This window comes from Pseudophaeobacter leonis, assembly GCF_002087335.1.
GTDB lineage: Bacteria > Pseudomonadota > Alphaproteobacteria > Rhodobacterales > Rhodobacteraceae > Pseudophaeobacter > Pseudophaeobacter leonis.
Map to the genome: position 1 here is coordinate 121,536 of NZ_MWVJ01000006.1, position 25,127 is coordinate 146,662.

16 protein-coding genes and 7 pseudogenes are annotated in these 25,127 nt (G+C 60.9%); 8 read left to right on the forward strand and 15 right to left on the reverse strand.

Annotation, left to right across the window (positions count from 1 at the left end; translation table 11 throughout):
* Positions 1-66 precede the first annotated feature (66 nt).
* From B4968_RS02975 to B4968_RS02995, 5 genes and pseudogenes are all read right to left on the reverse strand, one after another.
* Positions 67-1,074 (reverse strand): Ldh family oxidoreductase, encoded by a 1,008-nt coding sequence (locus B4968_RS02975; RefSeq protein WP_083096469.1) that lies wholly within the window; start codon positions 1,072-1,074, stop codon positions 67-69.
* 130 nt (positions 1,075-1,204) lie between these two features.
* Positions 1,205-1,852, reverse strand: coding sequence for a DUF3726 domain-containing protein (locus B4968_RS02980; RefSeq protein WP_083096471.1), 648 nt, complete (start codon positions 1,850-1,852; stop codon positions 1,205-1,207).
* 4 nt (positions 1,853-1,856) lie between these two features.
* Positions 1,857-3,617, reverse strand: a pseudogene (locus tag B4968_RS02985) (hypothetical protein).
* Positions 3,618-3,700: 83 nt separating this feature from the next.
* Positions 3,701-4,697: pseudogene (locus B4968_RS02990) on the reverse strand (membrane dipeptidase).
* Positions 4,694-6,144: pseudogene (locus tag B4968_RS02995) on the reverse strand (aldehyde dehydrogenase family protein). The pseudogenes B4968_RS02990 and B4968_RS02995 overlap by 4 nt, the downstream one beginning before the upstream one ends.
* A gap of 107 nt (positions 6,145-6,251) precedes the next feature.
* Between B4968_RS02995 and B4968_RS03000 the strand changes: the two are divergent.
* The 6 genes and pseudogenes from B4968_RS03000 to B4968_RS03025 all read left to right on the forward strand — a co-directional run bounded on the left by B4968_RS03000 (position 6,252) and on the right by B4968_RS03025 (position 13,274).
* The gene (locus B4968_RS03000) at positions 6,252-7,175 is read left to right on the forward strand and encodes a LysR family transcriptional regulator (protein WP_083096473.1); all 924 of its coding nucleotides are present in this window, start codon (positions 6,252-6,254) and stop codon (positions 7,173-7,175) included.
* 254 nt (positions 7,176-7,429) lie between these two features.
* The gene (locus tag B4968_RS03005) at positions 7,430-8,455 is read left to right on the forward strand and encodes a BMP family protein (RefSeq protein WP_083096475.1); all 1,026 of its coding nucleotides are present in this window, start codon (positions 7,430-7,432) and stop codon (positions 8,453-8,455) included.
* Positions 8,456-8,470: 15 nt separating this feature from the next.
* Positions 8,471-10,015: an ABC transporter ATP-binding protein gene (locus B4968_RS03010; protein WP_083096477.1), complete on the forward strand. Its 1,545-nt coding sequence runs from the start codon at positions 8,471-8,473 to the stop codon at positions 10,013-10,015.
* A pseudogene (locus B4968_RS03015) lies at positions 10,005-11,053 on the forward strand (ABC transporter permease). The gene B4968_RS03010 and the pseudogene B4968_RS03015 overlap by 11 nt, the downstream one beginning before the upstream one ends.
* A gap of 1 nt (position 11,054) precedes the next feature.
* Positions 11,055-11,997 (forward strand): annotated as a pseudogene (locus tag B4968_RS03020) (ABC transporter permease).
* Positions 11,997-13,274 carry an amidohydrolase family protein gene (locus tag B4968_RS03025; protein ID WP_083096505.1) on the forward strand — a complete coding sequence of 426 codons (1,278 nt, stop codon included), beginning with the start codon at positions 11,997-11,999 and terminating at the stop codon, positions 13,272-13,274. Before B4968_RS03020 ends, B4968_RS03025 begins: the two are co-directional and overlap by 1 nt.
* A gap of 80 nt (positions 13,275-13,354) precedes the next feature.
* Here the strand turns inward: B4968_RS03025 and B4968_RS03030 are convergent, their stop codons facing one another.
* The 7 genes and pseudogenes from B4968_RS03030 to B4968_RS03060 all read right to left on the reverse strand — a co-directional run bounded on the left by B4968_RS03030 (position 13,355) and on the right by B4968_RS03060 (position 20,272).
* Positions 13,355-13,918 (reverse strand): hypothetical protein, encoded by a 564-nt coding sequence (locus B4968_RS03030; protein ID WP_083096479.1) that lies wholly within the window; start codon positions 13,916-13,918, stop codon positions 13,355-13,357.
* A 129-nt stretch (positions 13,919-14,047) separates the two neighbouring features.
* Positions 14,048-14,737, reverse strand: a complete 690-nt coding sequence (locus B4968_RS03035) for an ABC transporter ATP-binding protein (protein ID WP_083096481.1) — start codon at positions 14,735-14,737, stop codon at positions 14,048-14,050.
* Positions 14,734-15,489 (reverse strand): ABC transporter ATP-binding protein, encoded by a 756-nt coding sequence (locus B4968_RS03040; protein ID WP_083096483.1) that lies wholly within the window; start codon positions 15,487-15,489, stop codon positions 14,734-14,736. Before B4968_RS03040 ends, B4968_RS03035 begins: the two co-directional genes overlap by 4 nt.
* Positions 15,482-16,466: pseudogene (locus tag B4968_RS03045) on the reverse strand (branched-chain amino acid ABC transporter permease). Before B4968_RS03045 ends, B4968_RS03040 begins: the two are co-directional and overlap by 8 nt.
* Before the next feature lies 1 nt (position 16,467).
* Positions 16,468-17,388 carry a branched-chain amino acid ABC transporter permease gene (locus tag B4968_RS03050; protein ID WP_083096507.1) on the reverse strand — a complete coding sequence of 307 codons (921 nt, stop codon included), beginning with the start codon at positions 17,386-17,388 and terminating at the stop codon, positions 16,468-16,470.
* 57 nt (positions 17,389-17,445) lie between these two features.
* Complete coding sequence (locus B4968_RS03055) at positions 17,446-18,597, reverse strand: ABC transporter substrate-binding protein (protein WP_083096509.1); 1,152 nt, start codon at positions 18,595-18,597, stop codon at positions 17,446-17,448.
* Between the two features lie 454 nt (positions 18,598-19,051).
* Positions 19,052-20,272: an NnrS family protein gene (locus B4968_RS03060; RefSeq protein ID WP_083096486.1), complete on the reverse strand. Its 1,221-nt coding sequence runs from the start codon at positions 20,270-20,272 to the stop codon at positions 19,052-19,054.
* Between the two features lie 210 nt (positions 20,273-20,482).
* Here B4968_RS03060 and B4968_RS03065 point away from each other — a divergent pair, with 210 nt between their 5' ends.
* Positions 20,483-21,178 carry a Crp/Fnr family transcriptional regulator gene (locus tag B4968_RS03065; RefSeq protein ID WP_083096489.1) on the forward strand — a complete coding sequence of 232 codons (696 nt, stop codon included), beginning with the start codon at positions 20,483-20,485 and terminating at the stop codon, positions 21,176-21,178.
* Positions 21,179-21,204: 26 nt separating this feature from the next.
* Positions 21,205-21,863: pseudogene (locus tag B4968_RS03070) on the forward strand (NnrU family protein).
* A 40-nt stretch (positions 21,864-21,903) separates the two neighbouring features.
* Here B4968_RS03070 and B4968_RS03075 read toward each other — a convergent pair.
* From B4968_RS03075 to B4968_RS03085, 3 genes are read right to left on the reverse strand one after another with little or no spacing between them, the layout of a single operon-like run.
* The gene (locus B4968_RS03075; protein ID WP_241525522.1) at positions 21,904-22,590 is read right to left on the reverse strand and encodes a GntR family transcriptional regulator; all 687 of its coding nucleotides are present in this window, start codon (positions 22,588-22,590) and stop codon (positions 21,904-21,906) included.
* Between the two features lie 14 nt (positions 22,591-22,604).
* Positions 22,605-23,759, reverse strand: coding sequence for an acetylornithine deacetylase (argE, locus tag B4968_RS03080; RefSeq protein ID WP_083096491.1), 1,155 nt, complete (start codon positions 23,757-23,759; stop codon positions 22,605-22,607).
* A gap of 5 nt (positions 23,760-23,764) precedes the next feature.
* Positions 23,765-24,949, reverse strand: a complete 1,185-nt coding sequence (locus B4968_RS03085; RefSeq protein ID WP_083096493.1) for a M24 family metallopeptidase — start codon at positions 24,947-24,949, stop codon at positions 23,765-23,767.
* Positions 24,950-25,127 lie beyond the last annotated feature (178 nt).

The window sequence follows — 25,127 nt, forward strand, 5'->3', positions numbered from 1 at the left end:
TGCCTTTGTTCATGTCACAGGATCGCTCACAGGCAGGCTCACAGGCAGGCTCACAGGCAGGCTCGCTCAAAACAGGGCGCGCACTTTCTCCAGGGTGGCCGTATTCACCGCAACGCCGTCAACCGCTGCCCGGGCGCGGGCGCGAGCGCGGCCATCTCCGGGCAAACGACTGCCCTCCTGCGCGCGCATTGTTCCTACCAGGGTTGAAAGGCGCGCGGCAAAGCTGTTGCCAGAGGTGGCGCCGGGGTCAATCGCGATGAAGAACTGCCCGGTCCTGGGCGGGCCACCCACGGGGCCAGAAAAGGGGCTCGCCTCGGTGCCCAAAGAGGCCCCCGTCATGGCGGCGGCCATCATTTCAACCATCAGCGCAATGCCGACGCCTTTGTAGCCGCCCGAGGGCACCATAGAGCCTTTAAGCCCCAGGTCAGGATCGGTGGTCGGCTCTCCCTCGGCATCCAGCACCCAGCCAAGGGGCACCGGTTTGCCCTCGCGGGCGTGTTTCATCACCTCGCTTTTGGCAATGGTACTGGCGGATTGGTCAATCAGCACCAGTGCTTCGCCATCCGGGCCGGGTGCTGCGATCGAGATCGGGTTGGTGCCCAAAACCGGCACAGCCCCGCCCGAGGGTGCAATAGAGGCCGGCGCATTGGTGAACCCGATGCCCATAAGACCCGCCTGCGCCAGACGCTGGGTATGCACGCCCAACACACCGCAATTATAGGAGTTCTTCCCCGCCAGAACCGCCACGCCCTGTTCGCGCGCCAACGGGATCAGAGCCTCAAATCCCGCATCAATAGCCGCATGGGCAAAGCCCGTGGCGGCATCAACCGCAACGACGCCGGGTCGCGGCTGGCTCAGCACCGGCCTTGCCATGCCGTCGACCTTGCCGCAGGCGACATGACCCGCATAGATCGGCACATAGGCAAGCCCGTGCGAAGCGACTCCATCGGCCTCGGTCATCGCGGTTGCCACCGCCAAAGGCCGGGCGCTGTCGGGCGCGGTTCCAGCGGCCACCAGCGCCCGATAGGCGAGGTCTTCGTTGTCACGTAGGCTGAGGGTTTCAGTGGCGGTCATCTGGGGATTTTCTCTTTTTTAGCAGGCAAAAACAGGGGCGCGGGCGCGCCCAACAAGCAGAGGCGCGGGCGCCCCCAAAAATACAGAACCGCAGGCGCACCGCCTGTTTGCAGCAACCCGCCTGTTTGCATCAATCGGTGTCACTCAGGCCGGCACCGGCGCCCAGAAGACGTGAGCTTTCCGTGGCAGGCGCATAGGTCCGACGCGCAAAACCTTGCAGGCTTTGCCAGGCGACAGGATCCACCTCGGCCCGCAGCACCGGCGCGCGCGCGCCTCGCATCTCGGCCGCAGCGGCGCAATGCAACGCATCGGCATGGGGCGCCAGAATTGCCGCGCGCGCGCCCTGCACCGCGAGGCGCTGCCCGTCTGTGGTGAGGCACACCCCCTGCCAGGAGACTGCAACAGGCCCCCGCAGGCGCAGCGCAGCGCCAGCCGCAAACGGCACCAGCAAGAGCGGGAAGGACACATTTTCCATCGCGATCCTCTGGCCTGCCTGCATCCGCACCGCACAGTCGCTCATGGCGGCGCCGGCAATCAGCGGGCTCATCCGGCCGGCAGGGGCAGACCAGATCCCGCTCAGCGTCGCAGGCGAGAGATCAACCGCAGGCCAGCGGTCGTTCAGCGTCAGCAGCTCTGCCAGCATTTGCGCCCCCGGAAAACCAAAGGCCGACAGCCAGCGGGTGCTCTTGGCCACCTCTTCCGCAAGCCCCCAGGCCAGACCAGCACCGCGACCGGCGCGTTTGCTCATGGCCTCTATTTCGTTCAGCGAATAGCTCACGCCCTCAGCACTCCCCCGCCTTTCCGGCAGTCTGCCCGACAGTCTGTCCGGCAGTTTGGCCGCTCTCTGCAAGCTCTGGATAAATCCAGAAATCTCCATCGCGGCTTGCGAGCTCCTCTGGGTAGGGCGCGTTGCCATACATACAGATCCGCACCCAGCGATCAGAGCGGGGGTCAAAATGCATCGCGCCAAAAAATGCCAGCTTGCAGCGCAGCATGTCGATGGGCTGCACATCCTGGGAAATGGTATTGTCGCGGATCTCGGCATAGGGGGCACGATTGGCGATCTGCGCCCGGCGCACCGAATGGCGGTGCTCGGGGTGGCGCAGCAGGAATTCGGCAATCGCCGTCTCATCTGGCCAATGCGCCAGCGCCGCAAAAAGCTGCGACGCATCGCGGCCCGGCGCCAGGGGCTGTTCGTATTCTTCGACAGGCTCTTCAAAGCGCTGACCCAGACGTGGCTCAAGCTTTTCCTCGGAGACATACCAGGCCCGCGCTGTATTGGCGGGGACGCTCCAGTCGATCCGAAGCGCCCCGCCCTAGATGTCCCACAACACGTCACGCAGGCAGGCCACGGTCATGGCACCGGCAATGCGAAAGGTGGCGGTATTGTCCGCCGGCAGTGTGTCAGCCAGATCATCGACCAGATCGCCATAGGGCTCCAGCAGCAAAGAGACCAGCCATTCCTGCCCCTCAACGCTCAGGGTTGCAGCCCCCCATTGATACAGGTCGTCCCAGGGCTGCACTACTGCCAGCCCCACGTCGCTGAGACGGGCTGTGATCCGGTCAATGTCCGCCTGCAGCGCCGCAAGCCGCTCTCGCTGGGCGGGATGGTCCGAGTGCCACTTGGCGACGGATATCCGGCTACGGGCATAAAGATCATGAAAGGTCGCGATCTCGGCCGCGCGGGCGGTTTGCACACCGCGCACCCGCTGCAATGCGATCTCGCGCGCCGCGACCCAATTGCTGAACAGCACCGGGTGGTTAAGCAGGAAAGGCGCCATGCCAAGCCCGGTGGAATTGCCGACCCCCAGGCGACGGGCAATTAGTGGACCAAGCCGTGCGGCCTGCCCGCCAGCAGCCCTGGCACGCCGATCCGCCATATGCTGCACCAGATCCCGCACAAAGGCGCGGGTCAGAAACACCGAGAGCATCTCGACCTGAAAGGGGGCTGCAAATTCCGCGCGCCCGGCGATCATCCCCCTATCTGCCGCCCCCAGTTTACCCGAGCCATAAACGGCCGTGGTGCGCATCAGATAGCCTACCGCCTCAATCTGTTGCAGATCCGGCTGCGATCCTGCAGCAAGACGCGACACCACATGTTCCCACAGCCGCACCGAGCGGTTGGCGCGCGACACCGACAGCTCTGAGCCGGTGACGCGGCCCGCCTCCTGCAAGGGGACATTCTGTGACAGACGGGCAATGTCGGCGGCAGTGGGAACACCGTCGAACAGGGCAAAGGTGCAGTCCCAGGCGGTGGCAATCACCCGGTCCGACCGCTGGTCTGCTGGCAGATCATGGGCAAAGGCCACCAAGGAATAGCTGCGCTCTGGCCCATGCGCGCTATAAACTGCCTGGCCAACGCCATTGTCTGAAATGTCAAAAACAGGACAGTCAAAACGCCAGGCCTCGCGCTTCATCCGGCGGGTCAGAATACGCATGAAGGACAGGCGCGACTGGTGAAAGGAGCCAAGGCGGAACAGACGCATCACCACTGCCGGATCACGCAGATCTGGCTTGATTGCATTGTCTTCGACTGCCGTCATCCCGCTCTCTTGTTTTCAACTTTTCGGTTTCGCGCCACCGACCCGCCGCAGATTTTGTCCCGCCTGTGAGACCATGAGAGGCTCTATTGCTCGCTCGCTGCGCCAAAATTGTCCTGGAAAAAACGGTACCAGTTGCCGCCCATAATCCCAGAGATTTCTGCCTCGTTGAGGCCGGTGGCCTTCAGGCCCGTCTCGATATTGCCAAAATCGCGGTTGTCCGCGAACCAGCGCGGCATAGGTGGAAACCCCGGCGCGGCAGCAGAGCCCTCGCCGTAGTCGGGCTCTTTGCTTCCAGCGGCCAACCCGCATCCATTCAACAATGCTGTCGGGCTGATCCTGGCACAGATCACTGCCAATCCCGAGGCTTTCGGCGCCGTATTTTTCAGCCGTGCGGGCAATCATGTCGCAAAAGCTCTGGAGAGAGCAGTCGGATTTGCCTTTGAGATGATGCGGGTAGAGCGAAAACCCCAGCATGCCGCCGCCCGCAACCACGGCCTGAATGACGGCGTCTGTCTTGTTGCGCAGCGCCGGTGACCACTCAAAGGGGTTGGCATGGGTGATGGTGATGGGACGCTCGGAAATCTCCGCCGCCTCAATGGTTGAACGGTCGCCGGAATGGCTCATATCAATCACCAGACCAACCCGGTTCATCTCTTTGATCACCTGACGGCCCATGCGGGTGATGCCCGCGTCTTCGGCCTCGTAGCAGCCCGTCGCCAGCAGCGACTGGTTGTTATAGCTGAGCTGCATGAACCGCGCGCCCAGTGTGTGCAGGATCTCGACCAGACCAATGTCGTCCTCAATCGGGCTGGGGTTTTGAAAACCAAAGAACACAGCGGTGCGGCCGGTTTCCCGGGCAATGTCCACATCCCCAGCCCACAGCCCCCTCATGATCAGATCCGGGTATTGTTCAAACCAGCGGTTCCAGCGTTCAAAATTCAGCACTGTCTCGCGAAAATTCTCATGATAGGCGATGGTGACGTGGATCGCATCGACGCCGCCTGCGCGCAGCTGGCGAAAGATCTTTTCAGACCAGTTGGCATATTGCAACCCGTCAATTCTAAAGCCGGGCTGCCTCATCCCGGCGTGCCTGCGCTGATATAGGCGGTTTTGACTGTGGTGTAGAACTCGGCAGCGGCTTTACCCTGTTCGCGCGGCCCATAAGAGCTGTCGCCGCGGCCACCAAACGGCACGTGATAATCCGTGCCTGCGGTGGGCAGGTTGACAGTGACCACTCCGGTGCGGGCATTGCGGCGAAAATGCGTGGCCCGCGCCAGGTTCTGCGTCACCACCCCGGAGGTCAGGCCAAAGCTGGTCTCATTGACCACGCTCAGCGCCTCGTCATAGCTGTCGACCTTGATGACGCTGGTCAGCGGCGCAAACATTTCCTCGCGGTTGATGCGCATATCGTTGTGACTGTTCAGGAACACGCCGGGAGACATGTAAAACCCCTCATGCGGCAGATCCAGTCGCTGCCCGCCACAGGCCAGCTCAGCGCCTTCGGATGTGCCAAGCTCCACATAGGCCAGATTTTCTGCCAGCTGCTGCGCGCTCACCACCGGGCCCATCTGGGTGGCGCTGTCCAGCGCATGGCCAACCGTCATGGCCCGCGCGCCTGCCACCAGTTTGTCGACAAAGGCGTCATGCACCGAGGCCTGGACGACCAAACGCGACGAGGCGGTGCATTTTTGACCGCTGCCGCCAAAGGCTCCGCCAAGCGCAAGGCTCACGGCCAGATCCAGATCCGCATCATCCAGCACCGCCAGCGCGTTTTTTGAGCCCATCTCCATCTGGATCTTGGTGAAATTTTGCACCGCAGCCGAGGCAATCCCCCGTCCCACCGGCACCGACCCGGTAAAGGAGATCGCATCTATTTTGGCGCTCTCGACCAGCTTTTGACCAATGCTGCCGCCTGCCCCCATCACCAGACTGAACAGACCCTTTGGGATGTCCTGGCGGTCAATGATTTCAGCCAGTGCCACCGCCGAGGCAGGCGTCAGATTGGCAGTCTTCCAAACAACCGCAGTGCCATAACACAGGGCCGGCGCGATTTTCCACGAAGCCGTAGCGGTGGGAAAATTCCAGGGGCTGATGATGGCGACGGTGCCAACGGGCTCGCGGCGCACATCAATCTCGACGCCTTCGCGCACCGAGTCGGCGTTCTCGCCCAGCTGGCGCAGACATTCGGCGCCGAATAAGTAAAGAACTGACCGGCGCGGTAAATCTCGCCGCGCCCCTCCGCCAGTGGTTTGCCTTCTTCGCGGCTAAGCAGCCGCCCCAGCTCGTCAGCGCGGGCCATCATCTCGGATCCTATGGCCTGCAAAACCGCCTGCTTGCGCTCTGGCCCATAGGCGGCCCAGACGCGCTGCGCCTCTGCTGCCCTGTCCAGCGTCGCCTCCAGCTGCTCCGCCGAGGCCTGCGCATACAGGCCAACCAGATCTGACAGCTCCGAAGGATTGCGGTTCTCGATCTCGCTCTCGCCAGCCAACCAGTCGCCGGCAATCAGGTTTTTATGGAGTTCGCTCATGAGGTAGGGCCCGTTTCCGTCAGAATGCACTTTCACAACACACTATGGACTCACGAATTTATTTCGCTCAAACTCAAACTAATGAAGTTGATTTCAGGAAAACTGAAATGCCGATCAAGATTGAAATGCTCCGCTGCTTTGCTGTCGTCGCCAGGCACGGGAATTTGAGTGAGGCCTCGCAGCAGCTTGGGCGCAGCCCCTCGGCGGTCTCAATGATGCTGAAACAGTTCGAAGACCATCTGGGCGAGCCACTGTTTGAGACGGACCGCAAAAGCAAGTTGAGCCCTCTGGGTGCCTTTGTGCTGGAACAGGCCGAGCACGAGTTGCGCCAGTTTGACAGCACCGTGCAAGCCATCGAACGCTTTGCCAAAGCGCGTCAGGGACGGGTCCGGATCGCGGCCGTTCCCTCGGTCGCCGGAACCATCCTGCCGCAGGCCATTTCACGCTATAACAGTGATTTTCCCGAGGTGATGATCGAGCTGCGCGATATGGACTCGGCCTCGGTGCTGCGCGAGGTGACCCGCGAACGGGTGGACATCGGCATTGCAACTGCCAGCCAGTACAGCGGCGCCTTGCACCAACAAGACCTGCTCTCGGATGCCTTTGGGCTGGTCTGCTCGGCCCGCCACCCGCTTGCGGGGTATCAGCGGGCTCTGACCTGGGCAGATATCGCGCCACATCGCTTTATTGCCAATGAGCTCTCGGCCCAGATCCCGGCCCCGGCCTCAAAGCAGCTGCATGAAAACGCCCTGTTGAAGGTGCCCACCATGACATCGATCCTCGCCATGGTGCAGGCCGGGCTTGGGGTGACAATTTTGCCAGAAATGACAGCCAAACTGGCAGAAGCCTCCGGGCTGGTCTTTTGTCGTCTGGCTGATTCCCAGGCGCGGCGACAGATCCACCTGCTGCGCCGCGCGACCCACCCGGCCTCTCCGGCAGCGCGGCAACTGGAACGCCAGATTGTCGCCACGGTCACAGAGCTGCAGCGGCATAAACATCCGGCCACCATTGCCCCAAACCCAAAGACATGACGCCCTGGCCTCGTGCTCTCCTCGTGCTCTCCTCGCCCTCTGCGATTTCTGGCTGAAAGGGGGCAGCCACATCGCTCGGAACAGTTCCTCAAACGCACAATATTCCAATACAGCGGCGCAAAATGTGCAAAAAATGATCAGTCTTCCCAATGCGATACCCAATCTGGGAAAGCATCCTTGCTATACGAGCGCATAATTTTTACCCTTTGGACAAGATCCAGCAGGGATCCGCTTTTTAACTCGGGGGAATTTTCATGACAAAATCCGCATTTGTCGCGTTGTCGCGCCGTCATTTTCTGGCCACCAGCGCCGCGACGGGTCTGACGGCGGAGATTGGTCTTGCCCCGGCGCGACTGCTGGCCGCAGAGCCGATCAAGGTGGCCGGCATCTACACCGTCCCCGTTGAGCAACAAGGGGTGAGCCGCATTCATGTCGCCGCACTGGCCGCGCAGGACCGGGGCGATATCAGCTATACCTATTCTGAAAACACCTCGAACTCGGACTATTCCCGCGTGATGCGCGAATATGCCGAAAGCGGCTATAAGATGATCATCGGCGAGATCTTTGGCGTCGAGGCCGAGGCCCGCGAAGTCATGGCCGACTATCCGGATGTGGCCTTTCTGATGGGCTCGTCCTTTAAGGAAGACGCCGCCGTTCCAAACCTTTCGGTTTTTGACAACTACATTCAGGATGCGGCCTATCTGTCGGGTATCATCGCCGGATCCATGTCGAAATCCGGCAATATCGGCATGGTTGGTGGCTTTCCCATCCCCGAAGTGAACCGCCTGATGCACGCCTTTATGTCCGGCGCACGTGACATGAACCCGGAGATGAAATTCCAGGTCTCCTTTATCGGCTCCTGGTTTGACCCACCCAAGGCCAAGGAAACCGCCTTTGCTATGGCCGAGAATGGCGCAGATGTTTTGTATGCGGAGCGCTTTGGCGTCTCGGATGCCGCCAAGGAAAAAGGCCTGCTGGCCATTGGCAATGTCATCGACACCCAGTCCGACTATCCCGACACCGTGGTGGCCTCGGCGATCTGGCATTTTGAGCCCACGCTGGACGCGGCAATTGCTGCCGTGCAGGCAGGCACCTTTATGGCCAAGGACTACGGCCCCTATTCCTTTATGACCAAAGGCGGCTGCTCGCTGGCACCCTATGGCACATTTGAGGGCAAAATCCCGCAGGCCGCATTGGAGCTGGTGGCGTCACGCACGGACGAGATTAAAAATGGCCCCTACACGGTGGCCATCAACGATGATGAGCCCAAATCCTCGTGATCCGGGCCTGATCGCATGAGCAAAAATCCAGAGGCGCAGGTTGTCCTACGCCTTCAAGGCATTACCAAACGCTTTGGTCCGGTCACGGCCAATGAGGATGTGAGCTTTGATCTGCATCGCGGTGAAGTCATCGCGCTGCTGGGGGAGAATGGCGCCGGCAAGACCACTCTGATGAACTTCCTCTTTGGTCAATACACCGCCGATGCCGGATCGGTCACGCTGTTTGGCCAGCCCCTGCCCCCCGGTGCTCCGCGTGCGGCGCTGGATGCGGGCGTCGGCATGGTGCATCAGCATTTTACCCTGGCTGATAATCTGGCTGTCTGGGAGAATATCGTTCTGGGTGTCGACCACCTGTCAGGCCTCTCCTTACGCCCCCGCGAAGTAAAGGCGCGCATTCGCGCCCTGTCCGCGCAGTTTCATCTCAAGGTGGACCCAAATGCCAAGGTCGCGCGTCTCACCGTTGGCGAACGCCAGCGGGTCGAGATCCTCAAGGCGCTGTACCGCGACGCAAAGATCCTGATCCTCGATGAGCCCACCGCCGTGCTGACCCCGCAAGAGGCCGAGGCGCTGTTTGCCACCCTGCGTGAGGCAATCGCGACCGGGCTGTCGGTGATCTTCATCAGCCACAAACTACACGAGGTCATGGCCATCTCGCACCGGGTGCTGGTACTGCGCCACGGCAGGCTGGTGGCAGAGCGCGCAACCGAACAAACAGACCGTGCGGAGCTTGCAGCACTGATGGTTGGCGCCGAGGTCTCGTCGCCCAAGATAGAGGCCCGCGCCGCCGGTGCCGCGTTGCTGTCGCTGCGCGCGGTCTCGACCCCAGATCACGGGGCGGCGCCGGGACTAAAATCCCTCAGTCTTGAGCTGGCAGCGGGCCAGATCACCGGGCTTGCCGGGGTCTCTGGCAATGGCCAGGCCGCGCTGTCCGATCTGATCTCGGGCCTGATCAGCCCCGCCCAGGGCGAGATGCTCCTGGCGGATGAGGCCCCAGGCCGTTGGTCGCCGCGCACGGCCATTGCCAGCGGCATTGCCCGCATTCCCGAGGACCGGCACAAGACCGGCACCATTGCCGATTTTGACCTGACCGAGAACGCCATGCTGGAAACCTATGCCAGCCGCTTCAGCCGTCGCGGCTGGATGGACTGGGCCCGCGCGCGCGCCTTTACCAAAGAGCTGATCAAGGGCTATGATGTGCGCTGCCCCGGACCCGACATTCGCATTCGCCTGCTCTCGGGCGGCAATATGCAAAAGCTGATTCTGGGCCGCGTGCTGGAAGAAACCCCGCAAATCATTCTGGCCAACCAGCCCGTGCGCGGTCTTGATATCGGGGCGGTAAACTATGTGCATGCAGAGCTGGCCCGCGCCCGTGATCGCGGCGCCGCCGTGCTGCTGATCTCTGAAGATCTGGATGAAATCATGCAACTCTCCGATGTGATCCATGTGATCTCCGAAGGCCGTCTCAGCCCCGGCTTTGCCCGTGGCACCATGCGCCCCGATGAGCTGGGCGCCTGGATGGCCGGTCATGGCTTTGATGCGGAGGCCCCTGATGCGGCTTGAACCTATTGCGGCGCCCAGCACGGCCCGACGCCTTGTGCCACCCGCGCTGGCAATCCTTGCAACCTTTCTGGTGGCAGCGCGGCTGGCGATGATTGCAGGCGGCAATCCCTTTGCGGTGTTTGGCCTGATCCTCACGGGCGCTTTTGGTTCAAAATTCGCAGTGCTGGAAACCCTCTACAGTGCCACACCGCTGATTTTACCGGGCTGGCCATCGCGGTCGCCTTTCGCGCCAAACTGTGGAACATCGGGGCTGAGGCGCAGCTTTATGCCGGCGCGGTTCTCACCGTCATTCTGGGGACGGGAGCACTTGGGCTGCCCGCCTATCTGATGCTGCCGCTCTGCGGCATTGCCGCCATGCTGGCAGGAGCCGCCATGCTGCTGGGGCCTGCACTGCTGAAAACCCGGCTGGGCGTGGACGAAGTGGTGACAACGCTACTGTTCAATTTCATCTTTCTGCTGTTTGTCTCCTACCTGCTGGAAGGTCCGCTAAAGGATCCCATGGTCATGGGCTGGCCCAAATCGGCGCGGCTCTTGCCTGAGGCCCGCCTGCCGCGACTGGTTGACGGGCTACGGCTGCACTGGGGCTTTGCGCTGGCGCTGCTGGCCGCCCTTGTGGTCTGGGTAATCAATACCCGCACCACCCTGGGCTACGAGATGCGCGCTGTCGGTCAAAACGCCGAGGCCGCCGGTTTTGCCGGCATCCCTGTCACTGCCGTGATCCTGAAAACCGCGCTGCTGTCTGGCGGGCTGGCCGGGCTTGCAGGGTTCTCTGAGGTCGCTGGCCTCAAAGGCTCGCTGACACTCGATCTCAGTCCCGGCTTTGGCTACACCGGCATCGTTGTTGCCATGCTGGCGCTGCTGCACCCTCTGGGAGTGGTGCTGGCGGCGCTGTTTGTTGCAGCAATCTTTGTCGGCGCCGACAGTATGAGCCGCGCCGTGGGTGTGCCCAGCTATATCGCTGACATCATGCTGGCCTCGGCCCTGTTGTTCATGGTGCTGGCAATCCTGCTGACCAAATTCCGTGTGCGGAGAGACTGATATGGATCTTTTCGATATTCTGCTCTCTGCCAGTTTCTGGGCCGCTGCCATCCGCATTGCATCGCCCCTGATCTTTGCCACCCTGGGTGAGCTGATCTGCGAGCGCGCCGGGGTTTTGAACCTTGGTATTGAGGGCATTATGGTGGCCGGTGCCTTTGCTGGCTGGATCGCGGTCTGGGCCGGCCTGCCGCTTTGGGGCGGGGTGGCTGTGGCGATGCTGACCGGCATGATGCTGGGGCTGGTGCATTCCATCCTCAGCGTGCCCTTTGGTCTGTCCAGCATGTGGTGGGCATTGGCCTGACGCTGCTGGCGACATCGCTGACCTTTTACACCTACCGCGTTGTGCTGCCCGAGGTCTCGTCGCCGCCAAAGATCACCGCCTTTCAACCCTATGAGGTCCCGTTTCTGTCGGATCTGCCACTGGTCGGCCCAGCGCTGTTCTCTCAGACACCGCTGACCTATGCCGCCTTTGTGCTGGCAGCTCTGACCGCGCTGGTGCTCTATCGCACGCCCTTGGGGCTGGCGGTGCGCGCCGCCGGAGAAAGCCCCTCGGCGGTGGCCGCACAGGGGCTGTCAGTGACCGCCATCCGCATGGGGGCCGTGATTGTGGGCTCTGGCTTTATGGCCGTGGGCGGCGCGTTTCTGACGCTGTCTGGCTTGACAGCTTCTTTTTTGACATGGTCAACGGGCGCGGCTGGATCTGTATCGCGCTGGGGGTGTTTGGCGCCTGGAAGCCCGGCAAGGCCGTCATGGGCGCGATATTGTTTGCCGCCTTTGACGCGCTGCAGATCCGCCTGCAACAAACAGGCATTGGCGCTGTGGTGCCCTATCAGGTGTTTTTGATGATGCCCTATTTCCTGTCCATTCTGGCGCTGGTGCTGATGTCACGCCGCGCCGAAATTCCCGCGGCCCTGATGGTGCCGTTCAACAAGGGTGAAAGATGATGTTTGACCTGCTGATCAAGGGCGGCAGCCTGCCCGATGGCACCCAGAGGGATATTGCCATCACCGGCGACCGTATTGCCGCCATCGCGCCCAGGATCGACGCCGAGGCACGTGAGGTGATTGAGGCGACCGGTGATCTGGTCGCGCCGCCCTTTGTGGACCCGCATTTCCATCTGGATGCCACCCTGTCCTACGGGCTGCCACGCATGAATGCCTCGGGTACTCTGCTGGAAGGCATCTCGCTGTGGGGAGAGCTGCGGGATCAGGCAAGTGTTGACGACATGGTGGCGCGCGCCCTGACCTATTGCGACTGGGCCGCCAGCCTCGGGTTGCTCACGATCCGCAGCCATGTGGATACCACGCCGGACCACGTCAATACCGTTACCGCCATGCTTGAGGTGCGTGACAAGGTCAAAGACTACATCGATCTGCAACTGGTTGCCTTCCCGCAAGACGGGCTTTATCGCGCGCCCAATGGGCGTGAGAACCTGCTGCGCGCGCTGGATATGGGGGTCGAGGTTGTCGGCGGCATTCCCCATTTTGAACGCAGCATGGCGGATGGGGCTGCCTCGGTGCGCGACCTCTGCGAAATCGCCGCCCAGCGCGGCCTGATGGTGGATATGCACTGTGATGAGAGCGATGACCCGATGTCGCGCCATATCGAAACCCTGGCACAGGAAAGCCAGCGTCTGGGACTGCAGGGACGGGTTGTCGGCTCGCATCTCACCTCGATGCATTCGATGGACAACTACTATGTCTCAAAGCTGCTGCCGCTGATCGCCGAGGCCGGGATTTCGGCAATTCCCAATCCGCTGATCAACATCATGCTGCAGGGCCGCCATGACACCTTTCCTAAACGCCGCGGGCTGACGCGGGTGAAGGAAATGCAGGCGCTTGGCATTCCGGTGGGCTGGGGGCAGGACTGCGTGCGTGACCCCTGGTATTCACTGGGCACCGGCGACATGCTGGATGTCGCCTTTATGGGGCTGCATGTGGCGCAGATGAGCCACCCGGACGAGATGGCGCGCTGCTTTACCATGGTCACAGAGACCAACGCCCAAATCATTGGCGCGCAGGACTACGGGCTAAAGATCGGAGCGCAGGCCTCAATGGTGGTACTGGATGCCGCAGACCCAACCGAAGCGGTACGTCTGCGGCCCGCCCGTCTGGCGGTTGTGTCCAAGGGCAAGGTCATCGCCCGTACGCCGCGCGGTGACGCCAGCCTTATGCTGCCGGGCCGACCTGCGAGTGTGCGGCGGCGGCATGGGGTGGAGTAGCAGGGTGTTATCTGCCGACCCAATGATTATCGCAGAAATCCTCTTATCCAGCGTGAAGTCGAAATATGCGCCCGTTATTCCTATTCCCCGTATGTGTAGACGAAAAAATCACCGCACTCACTCAAGCCCTTTTGCCCCAGACCCCATGGTGAATAGGGACGCCAACGTCCAACCTTATTGAGACGGTTGCTTTGGAAATTCAGTTCATCAATGCTCCATGGGGGAGCTTGCCCCGCGTCCAAATGGGCGTAGAGGCCATTCTCCAAAGCGGCATATCGAGATTGAGCGAAGATATGCACCACGAACTCCCCCTCCTTGGGGTAGTACCCATTGATGCGTTTGGCGATAATATTTGCAGGATAGCAGGTTGATGATTGGTCATAGGTTCTGATTTCGACCCGAGATTGGCATAAATCAGTCTCGTTCACATCCCTCACAATCACACAAGGACCGCTGCTTGCATCATACGTTGCACTAAAGGTTTCTAGAATGATCATCCTATTGGTTAGCGATCTAAATGCGGTGCCAACATTTTGTTGTTCAACGCCACCGCCCCAAACCCTGAAAAAGACATGGACCTTGTAGGTCAAAAAGACTGCCAACGCCAAAAAGGAACAAAGGATCAGTACTACGGATTTTTTCATTTATTTCTCTGCTATTTAACAGGCACGACACAAAATATGGTGTGCCATTGAATAACAGGCTTGCTGACCTCCACAAAGGAACAAAGGCTGTGGTCACGCCCGCAGACGCGCCCTGCCCTCTGTGACCTCTCAAACCCCCAGATACTGATCCGTCAGATCCGGGGTCAGCGCGTCCATGCGGCCGGTCCACACACTTTGGCCCCGGTTCAGGATCACCGCGTGATCGGCGATCTGGGCGAGTTCCTTCAGGGTTTTGTCGACCACCAGAATGGACATGCCGGTCTGAGATTTCAGCTGCGCGATGGCGGCCCAGATTTCCTGACGCACCACAGGCGCCAGACCTTCGGTGGCCTCGTCGAGGATCAGTAGGCGCGGGTTGGTCATCAGGGCGCGACCAATCGCCAGCATCTGCTGCTCACCGCCGGACAGAGAGGCCGCCTTTTGGGTCCGGCGTTCGGCCAGACGCGGGAAAAGTTGTGCCACCTTGGCAAAATCCCAGTCACCCGGGCGGGCAGCAGCCGTCAGGTTTTCCTCAACCGTCAGCGGCGCAAAGCAACGCCGCCCCTCGGGCACGAGGCCAATGCCCAGACGGGCAATCTGGTGCGATTTTAGCCGCCGCAAATCGGATCCGGCAAACTCCAGCACCCCATCCGAGGCTGCCAGCATGCCACAGATCACCTTGATCGTCGTGCTTTTGCCCATGCCATTGCGCCCCATCAGCGCCAGCACCTCGCCCTCATTGATGGCGAGGTCGACACCAAACAAAGCCTGCGAAGGGCCATAGGAGGCCGTGAGGCCGCGGACTGTCAAAAGGCTCATGCCAGCTCCTCTTCGCCCAGATAGGCACGGCGCACCTCTGGATTATTGCGAATCTCATCTGCGGTGCCGGTGGCGATCACCGCGCCATAGACCAGCACCGAAATACGGTCCGCCAGGGCAAAGACCGCATCCATATCAGGTTCCACCAACAGGATCGGCGCCTCCTGGCGCAGCGCGTCCAAAAAACCGGTCAGCTCTTTTGAGCCACTGGCGCCAAGTCCCGCCATGGGTTCGTCCATCAGGAACAAACGTGGTTTCAGAGTCAGGGCCACCGCCACCTCAAGCTGGCGCCGTTGGCCGTGGCTCAGATCGGCGGTGCGTTGCTGTGCAACGTCCTGCAGGCCGACGCGTGACAGGGCGTCATGGGCAGTTTCCAGCAGGGCTGCGTCCCTCATCACGTTTCGAAACAGACCAAAGGCGCGGCCGCGTGCGCCCAGCGCCCCCAGCACCGCGTTTTGCAGCACAGAGAACTCCATCGCCAGCGACGAGATCTGAAAGGTCCGTCCCAGCCCCATGCGGGCCCGCGCCACGGTATCAAGCACGGTGACATCGCGCCCCAGCACCTCTATGCGCCCCGCATCCGGGCGCAAGCCTCCTGAGATTTGCTTAATCAGGGTGGATTTCCCGGCGCCATTTGGGCCGATCAGCGCGTGGATTTCACCGGGGCGCAGATCCAGCGAGACGTCATTGCTGGCCTTCAGCGCACCGAAGCTTTTGGACAGATTTTCTACTTTGAGAACGGGATTAGTCATGCGCCACCTCCCGACCCAACAGGGGCTCCAATAAGGCCGCCACGGGCAAACAGCACCATGCCCAGCAGCAACAGCCCCAGGAAGATCTGCCAGTATTCGCTGATACCGCCCAAAAGATGTTCCAGCAGGATATAGACCGCAGCACCAACCAATGGCCCATAAAGCCGCCCCACCCCGCCAAGAATGACAAAGATCATGATCTCGCCGCTGGTGTGCCAGCTCAGCATCGTCGGGCTGACAAAACGGTTGAGATCGGCAAACAGAGCGCCTGCCAGACCGGTGATGGGACCAGAGATGACAAAGGCCACCAGCCGCAGCTTGAACGGTGCCAGACCAACGGTTTCAACCCGTTCTTCGGATTGACGCGCCGCTGAAAGCGCCAGACCAAAGGCCGAGCGCGCCAAACGGGCGGAAAACCACAGGGCCAGACACAAGACGCCAAAGGCCACGGCAAAGAACTGGATTGGGTCCAGCGTATTCAGCCCCGGCATCTCGTTGCGCACCCAGATCGACAGGCCATCTTCGCCGCCGTAGGCCGACCAGCTGATGGCAAAATAATATAGCATCTGGCAAAAGGCCAAGGTGATCATGATGAAATAGACCCCAGAGGTGCGCAGCGACAAGGCACCAATCACCAGCGCGCCGGAAGCGCTGGCCAGCACCGCCGTGAGCCAGATCAGCGGCATCTGATTGCTGCCTTCAAACAGAAAGGGCCAGCTGAACAGCGGCTCATAATTCTGCGCATGCGAGGCCAGAGTGCCCATGGCATAGCCACCAATGCCAAAGAAGGCCGCGTGGCCCAGGCTCACCAATCCGCCCAGACCCAGGGCAATATTGAGGCCAACCCCGGCCAGCGCCAGAATGGCTACCTTGGTTGCCAGCGTGATGATAAAGGGCTCTTGCAGCCCCCAGGCCAGCAGCGGCACCGCCAGCAGCGCCAGCAGCATGGCCGCGTTAAACAATCTTTCGCGCCCCATGTTATGCGCTCCCTCCAAATAGCCCCGATGGGCGCACCAGCAAAACCGCCGCCATCAGGATATAGATCAGCATTGAGGCCAGCGAGGCCCCCAGCGAGGCGGCATCCGCGGGCTCAAGCATCAGGGCAAACAGTCGGGGCAGAAACACGCCCCCCAGGGTGTCGGTCAGCCCGACCAGCAATGCGCCAACCAGCGCGCCCTTGATAGAGCCGATGCCGCCAATGACGATGACAACAAAGGCGAGGATCAACACCGGCTCTCCCATGCCGACCTGAACCGACTGAATGGCGCCGACCAGCGCACCGGCAAGCCCCGCAAGCGCGGCCCCCAGCGCAAAGACCACGGTGTAGAGCTTGGAGATATCCACGCCCAGCGCGGCGATCATCTCGCGGTCGGCCTCACCGGCGCGGATCTGCACCCCAATGCGGGTGCGGGCGATCAGCCAGAACAGCCCGGCTCCCACCACCAGCCCAATGGCGATAATCGCCAGCCGATATAGCGGGTACTGAATACCAAACGGCAGCGTCACCGGCCCGGACAGATAGGCTGGAACATCCAGAAACAGCGGAAAGGAGCCAAACAGCCAGCGGGTGCCCTCAGAGAAGATCAGGATCAGCGCAAAGGTCGCCAGCACCTGATCCAGATGGTCGCGGTCATAAAGCCTGCGAATAACAGTGACCTCAACCAGCGCGCCGGCGGCAGCAGCGGCGGCCAGCGAGGCGATCAAAGCCAGCAAAAACGACCCGGTCAGCCCGGCCACAGCGGCGGCTGCAAAAGCCCCCACCATATAAAGCGAGCCATGGGCGAGGTTGATCAACCCCATGACACCAAAGACCAGCGTCAGACCAGCAGCCATCAGAAAGAGCATGACCCCGAACTGTAACCCGTTCAGGACCTGCTCAAGAATGAGAATAAAAGACATGGGGGTTCTTTCTTGTGTCGGGGCTGCGCGCGGCACAGCCCCGACTTTCAAGGTCTGTTACATTTTGCACTCAGACGCATAGGCGTCAGCGTGATTGCTCAGACCGGTGGCGATGATCTTGTTGGTGAAGATATCACCTTCCTGGATCACTTCGCGCACATAGATGTTTTGCACCGGGTGGTGGTTGGGACCAAATTTGAAATCCCCCCGAACGGAGTCGAACTCGGCAGCCTCAAGGGCGGCGCGGAAGGCGTCCTGGTCCTTGACATCTGCCTTGTCCAGCGCGCTGAGGATCAGGTTGGCCGTGTCAAAACCCTGGCTCGCATAGAGCGAGGGCAGACGGTCATATTTCGCCTGGAAATCTGCAACGAAGGCCGCATTGGCCGCGTTGTCGATGTCTTTGTTCCACTGAGAGGTGTTCTTGATGCCCAGCGCCGCTTTACCGACCGCCTGCAAGATCCCCTGATCAAAGCTGAAGGCCGGGCCCACAACGGGCAGATCCACGCCGCTGTCGGCATATTGCTTGAGGAAGGAAATCCCCATGCCACCGGGCAGGAAGAAATAAACCGAGTCGGCACCAGAGGCGCGGATCTGCGCGATCTCGGCGGCATAGTCGGTCTGGCCCAGCTTGGTGTAGATCTCTCCTGCCAGTTCACCGCTATACATGCGTTTATAGCCGGTCAGCGCATCTTTGCCCGCCGGATAGTTCGGCGCCATAATAAAGCTGTTCTTCAGGCTGGCATCATTGGCATAGGCGCCTGCGGCTTCATGCAGGTTGTCGTTCTGCCAGGCCACGTTGAAATAATTCTTGTGGCAGCGCTTACCGGCCAGCGCCGAGGGGCCTGCATTTGGCGACAGGTAAAACACATCCTGCGCCGTCGCGGCAGGAATAACGGCCATCGCCAGGTTGGACCAGATAATGCCGGTCATGATGTCGACTTTTTCCGACTGGATCATGCGATCGGCAATCTGCACCGCACTTTCAGGTTTGCGCTGATCGTCCTCGATCACCACCACAATATCGTCGCGGCCTGCGGCCTCGATCGCCAGCATAAAGCCATCGCGCACATCAACGCCAAGCCCGGCACCGCCGCCCGAAAGCGTGGTGATCATGCCAATTTTGGTCTCGGCCTGCGCCGCCATAGTCTGCGCCGACAGAGCCAGCGTCGAGACGGCCGTTGCCATCGCGAGTGATTTCAGAAGTTTCATTTCAAACATTCTCCCATGTTTCTCGTTCTTTTTGCCCCACGTTGACCGCAGGTTGCATGGCGTCACTATTCCCGCATCAGCCGGGAGACGCCAGTTTTTCTTCGCCCGCTCTCGCTGCGCCATCTTTGTGGAACTTGGCGAGAGCAGTGAACGCGCCGCCCAGTCTGGCCAGATCATATCACGCCAGACCGGGGGCGGTCCTTGCTCAAAACTGTAGGCGGCATTTGCGCATTATTTCAAGGTTAAAATATTGAACCCTAAAATACTGGGGGTTTTGGGCTCTGCCGCCAAAGGGAGTATACACTCTTAACCTGTGCATTTTGTGTGATCTGAACTGATCGGATCTTAGGGCACAAACCCGCAAACGCACCCTTTCACAGGTCAAGACTGCGGCGCGCGGCCTAAGGTCGGGCGCATCGCAACAAGACACAACGGCGGGGAAATTATGGCAATACTAGCTTTGGGTTGGGGTATTTTTAGCCCTGGGGTTGGGGCTGCGCCTCGCTGTGTTTACAGCCAATAGCCAGGGTAGCATACGCAGGCACAGCACCGCAAAGGACAGCGTCCACAACACGCCCGACAGCAGCACCCAGTCGACCCCGAACTGTGGCGCAACATTTCCCGCCACGCGGGTAAGGGCTGCCAGCAACAACAGTATAAACCCAGCGGTCAACCCCGGTCCCGCCACCAGATCCCGCGCGGTATGGCCACTCGACGCCCGCATTATCACGGCCATTGTCATGCCGCCAACGGCTCCGATTCCCAACAGATGTACCGCGGCGATCCTGGCCATCACGCCAATGGCGGCAAACCCGGACACCAACAGCCCCAGCGCCACAAAGAGATATGCGAAATGCAACATCACCAATAAAGGCGAGGCCAGCACCGCCAGACCGCGCCAGCGCAACAGGCGCAGGCCGTGCAGGGCAGCCGCCACAAACAGCAGCAAACCCGATAAGAGCGCCTCGGGTGCAAGCACCCACCCCAGCAGCGCCACAGCGCCTATGCCCAAAGAAACGCCGTCAAATCGGGAAAATGCAACCGGCATAGGCACATCGCGACCGCGCTCCTTTGCCAGCCAGTTTCGGGTAAAGCTGGGAATGATGCGGCCTCCGATCAGCAGGATCAAAAACACCAGCAGTGCGAGTCCCAGACGACGGCCATAGTCAGACACGCCGCCCAGCATGATCTCAAGGTGAAACAGGATATTGGCGCCGCCAAGCAGCAGCACCGGCACCAGAACCTTGAGGTTACGCCAGTTCTGTCCGGCAATGACTTCGCGCGCAATCATCAGGGCCACCAGCAGCAAAAATGCACTGTCCAGCACCAGGATCACCCCCTGCGGCACCCCCTCACCGCCCCAGAGCACCACCCGTCCCAGCAGCCACACCATAAACAACGTCGCCAGCGGCCAGCCGCGCAGGGGCATGCGCCCGGTCCAATTGGGCACGGCTGTGAACAAGAACCCGGCCAGCACAGCACTGCCGTAGCCAAAGATCATCTCGTGAATATGCCAGTCCACCACCGGGAACGGCCCCTGATAGTCCAGCCTGCCCTGCCAGATCAGCAGCCAGAGCGGCACCACCAGCAGCGCAAAAACACTGGCCCCGGCAAAGAACGGGCGAAATCCATAGGAGAACAGGGCGGGACCAGTATAGGCTGGGCGGGGTGTCATAAACGGGCTCCTCACAGGACTGACCAGCGGCAGGGATCCTGGCAGCAACAGCAGCCATTTGCCGGGACGGGCAGCCTGAGGCGGGCAGCCTGGGACGGCTACCGGGTATTTTATAAGCCCCCCCTATGGGCTAAAAGCACGGACAGAACCTTGTCCCATCGCAAACTCAGGCGCAAACGCCTGCAACACAACAGCAGCCCAGGAGCGCCTTTGACCCAACTCGACGCAAGCCTGCTGAAAGACCTGCCGCCCTTTTCGCAGCTGACCCGGTCGCAAATCCGCGAGATCCTCGATCAGGCGACGGCAAAGCGGTATGAACCCGAGACGGTGATTTTCCACGAAGGTTTTGAGGTGGATCGGTTTTATCTGCTGCTGGATGGCTATTTGCGGGTGGTGCGCACCACGCCCGAAGGGGAACAGATCATTGTTCTGCACATCTCTCCCGGTCAGCTGTTTGGCATAGCCCCCGCATTGCAGCGCGACACCTACCCCGCCAGCGCCATTGCCGCCTCGGATTCGCTGGCGCTGGTCTGGCCAACCCGCTTGTGGCAGGAGTTCACCCAGAGCTATCCCGGCTTTGCCACCGAGAGCTACAAGACCCTGAGCGCGCGCCTCGGAGAGATGCAGACCCGCATCACCGAGCTGGCAACGCAGGCGGTAGATCAACGGGTTGCGGCGGCCCTGCTGCGACTGGCTGAACAGTCGGGGCGCGCGGTGGGAGGCGGTGTCGAAATCGACTTTCCGATCACCCGGCAAAACATCTCCGAGATGACCGGCACCACCCTGCACACCGTCAGCCGCCTGCTGTCGGCCTGGGAAAAGGCTGCAATCGTCAAATCGACGCGCAAACGTGTCGTGGTAACAGATCCGCAGCGCCTGCAGGTGCTGAGCGGGACGCCGCGATGACAGGCTGGGCCGCCTTTGCGCTGGCAATGGCCGCGTTTCTCGGCAGCCACTTTGCGCCCCGTATTGGAGGCCTGCGTGAAATGCTCATCGCGCGTCTGGGACGGCGGGTCTATTTTTCCGCCGATGGATTTTTGTCGCCGGCGCTGCTGGCCTGGGGGATTATGGCGGCCGGGCGCGCGCCCCATGTCGAACTGTGGCCGAAGCGCCCTGGATGCGCTGGCTGGCCAACCTTGTCGTTCCCCTAGCTTTTGTGCTCGCCAGCTGCGGCATGGGTGTGGCCAATGCCAACACGCTTGGGGGCGCCAGAGAAACAGAGTTTTATGCAACCAATCCCGGCTTTGCCGCCGTCAGTCGCCATCCGGTACTGGTGGCGCTGCTGCTTTGGGCCCTCGTGCATCTGGTGGTCAACGGCGACCTTGCGCATGCTATCGTCTTTGGCAGTTTCGCAGCCTTCCCGCTTTTGGCGATGTGGGTATTTGACAAAACGGCCGCCCGTCTGCTGGGCGCCAAATCTGCGGAGCTCTTTTCCCATAGCGCCTGGTTGTCGCTGGCGCCGCTCTGCAACACGGGCTGGTGGCGCAAATACCTGCGCGCCCTGTCTCTGCGATGCGCTATTGGACTGATCTGCTGGCTGGCGGCATTGCATCTGCACGCGGCCGTGATCGGGGTCTGGCCCTTTCCATAGGGATAGGGCCGACCGCGCGCAGCATCGGGCTGCCAGCGCCCTAGCGGCTGTGTTGCTGCAATCGCTTAAAGCTCATCGAGATATGCGCCCGCTGAATATGCGCAACCGCCTCAAGATCACCGGACTGCAGCGCCAGCTGAATAGCCTCCAGCTCATGCTGAAAGATGCGGAACTCGGCCTGCAGATCCAGCTGCGCCTCTTCTGCCGCCCGCAACCACAGGCGTTTGGTCTGAAAGTACAGTCTCTCAAGGGTCTGGCGCAGCGGCATATTCGCCGTGAGCTGCGACAGCGCCTGAAACACATCAATATCAACCTGGGTAAAGGCCCGCGCCGTGCCAGAGGTGACAATTTCCGCGCCGCGCGCCACCAACTGGTCAAAATGAGCGATAAATCCTGCGTCCGGCATCACCGGGTCAAGGCGCGCCGTCAAAACGGCCAGCTCGACGCGCAGACGATAGACCTGTTCCAGCTCGTCAAGGTCCGCATCGGTAACCAAAGTGCCAACCCCGTGGTGCGACTGCAACACACCTTCGTCCTCAAGCCGGGCCAGAACCCGGCGGATCGGCGTGCGGCTGGTGCCAAACTCCTCAGCCAGAGCTGCCTCGGAGAGACGGGTGCCCGGCAGGTAGTCCAACAGGCAAATCCGCTGGCGGATCTCATGGTGCATCAGGGCATGACGGTCGCGCACCGAAAGGCCTGTGTCGCCCAGAATATCCTGTGCCGGCAAGGTTTTTCAGTCACCTAGAGGTATCTCCCAAGTCGTTGCAACACCGACAGGCATTGATCGAGCTGATCCACCGCCAGATACTCATCCGCCTTATGGGCCTGATTGATAGAGCCGGGACCGCAGACAACCACATCCATGCCAAGAGCCTGAAAAATACCGGCTTCGGTGCCAAAGGCAACCAGATCGGCGCCATTGGCACCGGTCAGCTCCGACATAATCCGCTTGGCCTCGTTTTGATCCATTGGCTCAAGACCTGCGACCTCGCCAATTGTCTCGAGCGTTATGTCTGCCTCTGGGTGGGTCTGGCGCATCGCGGGCAGCAGTTCAGTCTCGCACAGCTGGCGCAGGGCAGATTTGACAAAATCGGCGTCCCGGGCGCTGACCGGGCGCATTTCCCAATCCACCTGCGCCTTTGAGGCAATCACGTTGTGGGCAACCCCGCCCTGAAAAGCGCCGACATTCACCGTGGTCCAGGGCGGATCAAAGCGGCTGCCTGCGGGCGCCATCGCACGCAAGCGCTGTTTCAGCTGCAACAGCTCTGCCACATAGCGCACCGCATATTCTACCGCGTTAACCCCCAGATCCGGAGCCGACCCATGACCTTCGAGCCCATGAAAATGCGTGCTGTATTCATAGCAACCTTTATGGCCTTCGATCACCCGCATCTCGGTTGGCTCGCCAATAATGGCCACCCCCGGCGTCAGGCCACGCGCCTTCAGGCTCTCGGCCAGATGCTGGGCGCCAAAACAGCCAACCTCCTCATCGTAGGTAAAGGCAAAATGCATCGGGCGTTTGCTGACCTTTTGGGCATAGACCGGCGCCATCGCCAGAGTGGCTGCGATAAACCCCTTCATGTCGCAGCTGCCGCGACCATAAAGCCGGTCGTCTCGCTCGACCAATGTGAAGGGATCGCTGGACCAGCTTTGATCCGTCACCGGCACCACATCACTATGGCCGGACAGCAAAATACCACCATCCACCTCGGGGCCCAGCGTGGCAAACAGGTTCGCCTTACGGCCGCAGGGTGAGCTGGTGAGATCGACCCTGGCGCCGCAGTCTTCCAGCAATCCGGTCGCATAGGCGATGAGGTCCTGATTGCTCTCGCTTGACACAGAGGGAAAGGCGACCAGATCGCGCATGATTTCCTTGCTGCGTGCCAGCGCCTGCATCTGTCTCATGCCTTCACAAAGAGCTTGCGCTCAACATTGCACAGAGGCTCTGCCGCGCCGCTTTCGGTGATGAGAATGGTCTCGGTGGTCTCCAGCCCCCAGGTCTCCATCCAGAGCGCCGGCATGTAATGAAACACCATACCGGGCTGCAGCACCGTCTGGTCCTCAGAGCGGATCGAGGCACTGCGTTCGCCCCAGTCCGGCGGATAGCTAAGGCCGATGGGATAGCCGCAGCGCCCCTCGCGGTGAATACCGTGCTTTTGCAACACGCCGATAAAGGCATTGGCGATATCACAGGTGCGATTGCCCGCCCGCGCCGCCTCCAGCCCGGCTGCGATGCCTTCAAGCTGCGCCGCCTCGGCGTCCAGCACCTCTTGCGGCGGGGCGCCCAGATAGACTGTGCGGCACAGCGGCGCGTGATAGCGGCGATAGCAGCCCGACAGCTCAAAAAAGGTCGCCTCACCGCTGCGCATTGGCGTGCCGTCCCAGGTGAGATGTGCGGCCGTGGCATCCAGCCCCGAAGGCGTCAGCGGCACAATCGCCGGGTAGTCGCCCCAGATGTCATCCACACCGGTGATGCCCGCATGAAAAATATCCGCCACCAGTTCATTCTTGCGCAGGCCCGGCTCGGCGCGCTCAAGTGCAGTGGCCATGACCTTTTCGGTGATGCGCGCCGCCTTGCGAATAAAGCCAATCTCGTCTTCGGATTTTATCAGACGCTGCCAGTTGACCAATGCGGTGGCATCCAGCAGCTGCGCCTGTGCAAGCTCTTCGGCCAGCACCGCATGCGCCTTGGCCGAGTAGTAATAATTCTCCATCTCGACACCGATGCGGCCCCGCTCAAACCCCAAGGCGCGGATATGAGCTGCAAGATCCTGCATCGGATGGCACTCGGTGGATTGCACATAGTGGTCCCCGTAGCCGTGGATATGGTCCGGGCTCATCCAACAGGTGCGCCCGGCGCCAATACTGTCCATATAGCGCCCCCACCAGACCGGCTCGCCCTCCAGCCCCAGCAAGACCCCCTGATGCACATAAAACGACCAGCCATCATAGCCGGTCAGCCAGGCCTGGTTTGACGGGTCGGTGACAAAAAGCAGCTCGATCCCGGCCTGCTGCATAGCGGCGCGGGTCTTGGCAATGCGGCGATTGTATTCAGCGCGGCTGAAGGGGGCATTTCCTTGCGACACTGGGCGGTCCTTTCTGACAGATGAAAATCATTGATGTACACAACATCAAATTTGAAATGGCATTCTTGAAAGATTACTGGCAAGTTTCGCGATAAAGGCAAGTGATTCATTTGCTGTTGTACACAAATGCGTGCGACCCACGCGACAACCATGGGGAAATATGATGCTGAAAAATGAT

What these genes read in the sequence shown, in the direction of transcription:
- B4968_RS03050 (WP_083096507.1), bottom strand. Translation starts at nt 17,388, where the DNA reads ATGTCTTTTATTCTCATTCTTGAGCAGGTCCTGAACGGGTTACAGTTC.
- B4968_RS03040 (WP_083096483.1), bottom strand. Translation starts at nt 15,489, where the DNA reads ATGACTAATCCCGTTCTCAAAGTAGAAAATCTGTCCAAAAGCTTCGGT.
- B4968_RS03010 (WP_083096477.1), top strand. Translation starts at nt 8,471, where the DNA reads ATGAGCAAAAATCCAGAGGCGCAGGTTGTCCTACGCCTTCAAGGCATT.
- argE (WP_083096491.1), bottom strand. Translation starts at nt 23,759, where the DNA reads ATGCAGGCGCTGGCACGCAGCAAGGAAATCATGCGCGATCTGGTCGCC.
- B4968_RS03025 (WP_083096505.1), top strand. Translation starts at nt 11,997, where the DNA reads ATGTTTGACCTGCTGATCAAGGGCGGCAGCCTGCCCGATGGCACCCAG.
- B4968_RS03030 (WP_083096479.1), bottom strand. Translation starts at nt 13,918, where the DNA reads ATGAAAAAATCCGTAGTACTGATCCTTTGTTCCTTTTTGGCGTTGGCA.
- B4968_RS03005 (WP_083096475.1), top strand. Translation starts at nt 7,430, where the DNA reads ATGACAAAATCCGCATTTGTCGCGTTGTCGCGCCGTCATTTTCTGGCC.
- B4968_RS02975 (WP_083096469.1), bottom strand. Translation starts at nt 1,074, where the DNA reads ATGACCGCCACTGAAACCCTCAGCCTACGTGACAACGAAGACCTCGCC.
- B4968_RS03060 (WP_083096486.1), bottom strand. Translation starts at nt 20,272, where the DNA reads ATGACACCCCGCCCAGCCTATACTGGTCCCGCCCTGTTCTCCTATGGA.
- B4968_RS03035 (WP_083096481.1), bottom strand. Translation starts at nt 14,737, where the DNA reads ATGAGCCTTTTGACAGTCCGCGGCCTCACGGCCTCCTATGGCCCTTCG.
- B4968_RS03055 (WP_083096509.1), bottom strand. Translation starts at nt 18,597, where the DNA reads ATGAAACTTCTGAAATCACTCGCGATGGCAACGGCCGTCTCGACGCTG.
- B4968_RS03000 (WP_083096473.1), top strand. Translation starts at nt 6,252, where the DNA reads ATGCCGATCAAGATTGAAATGCTCCGCTGCTTTGCTGTCGTCGCCAGG.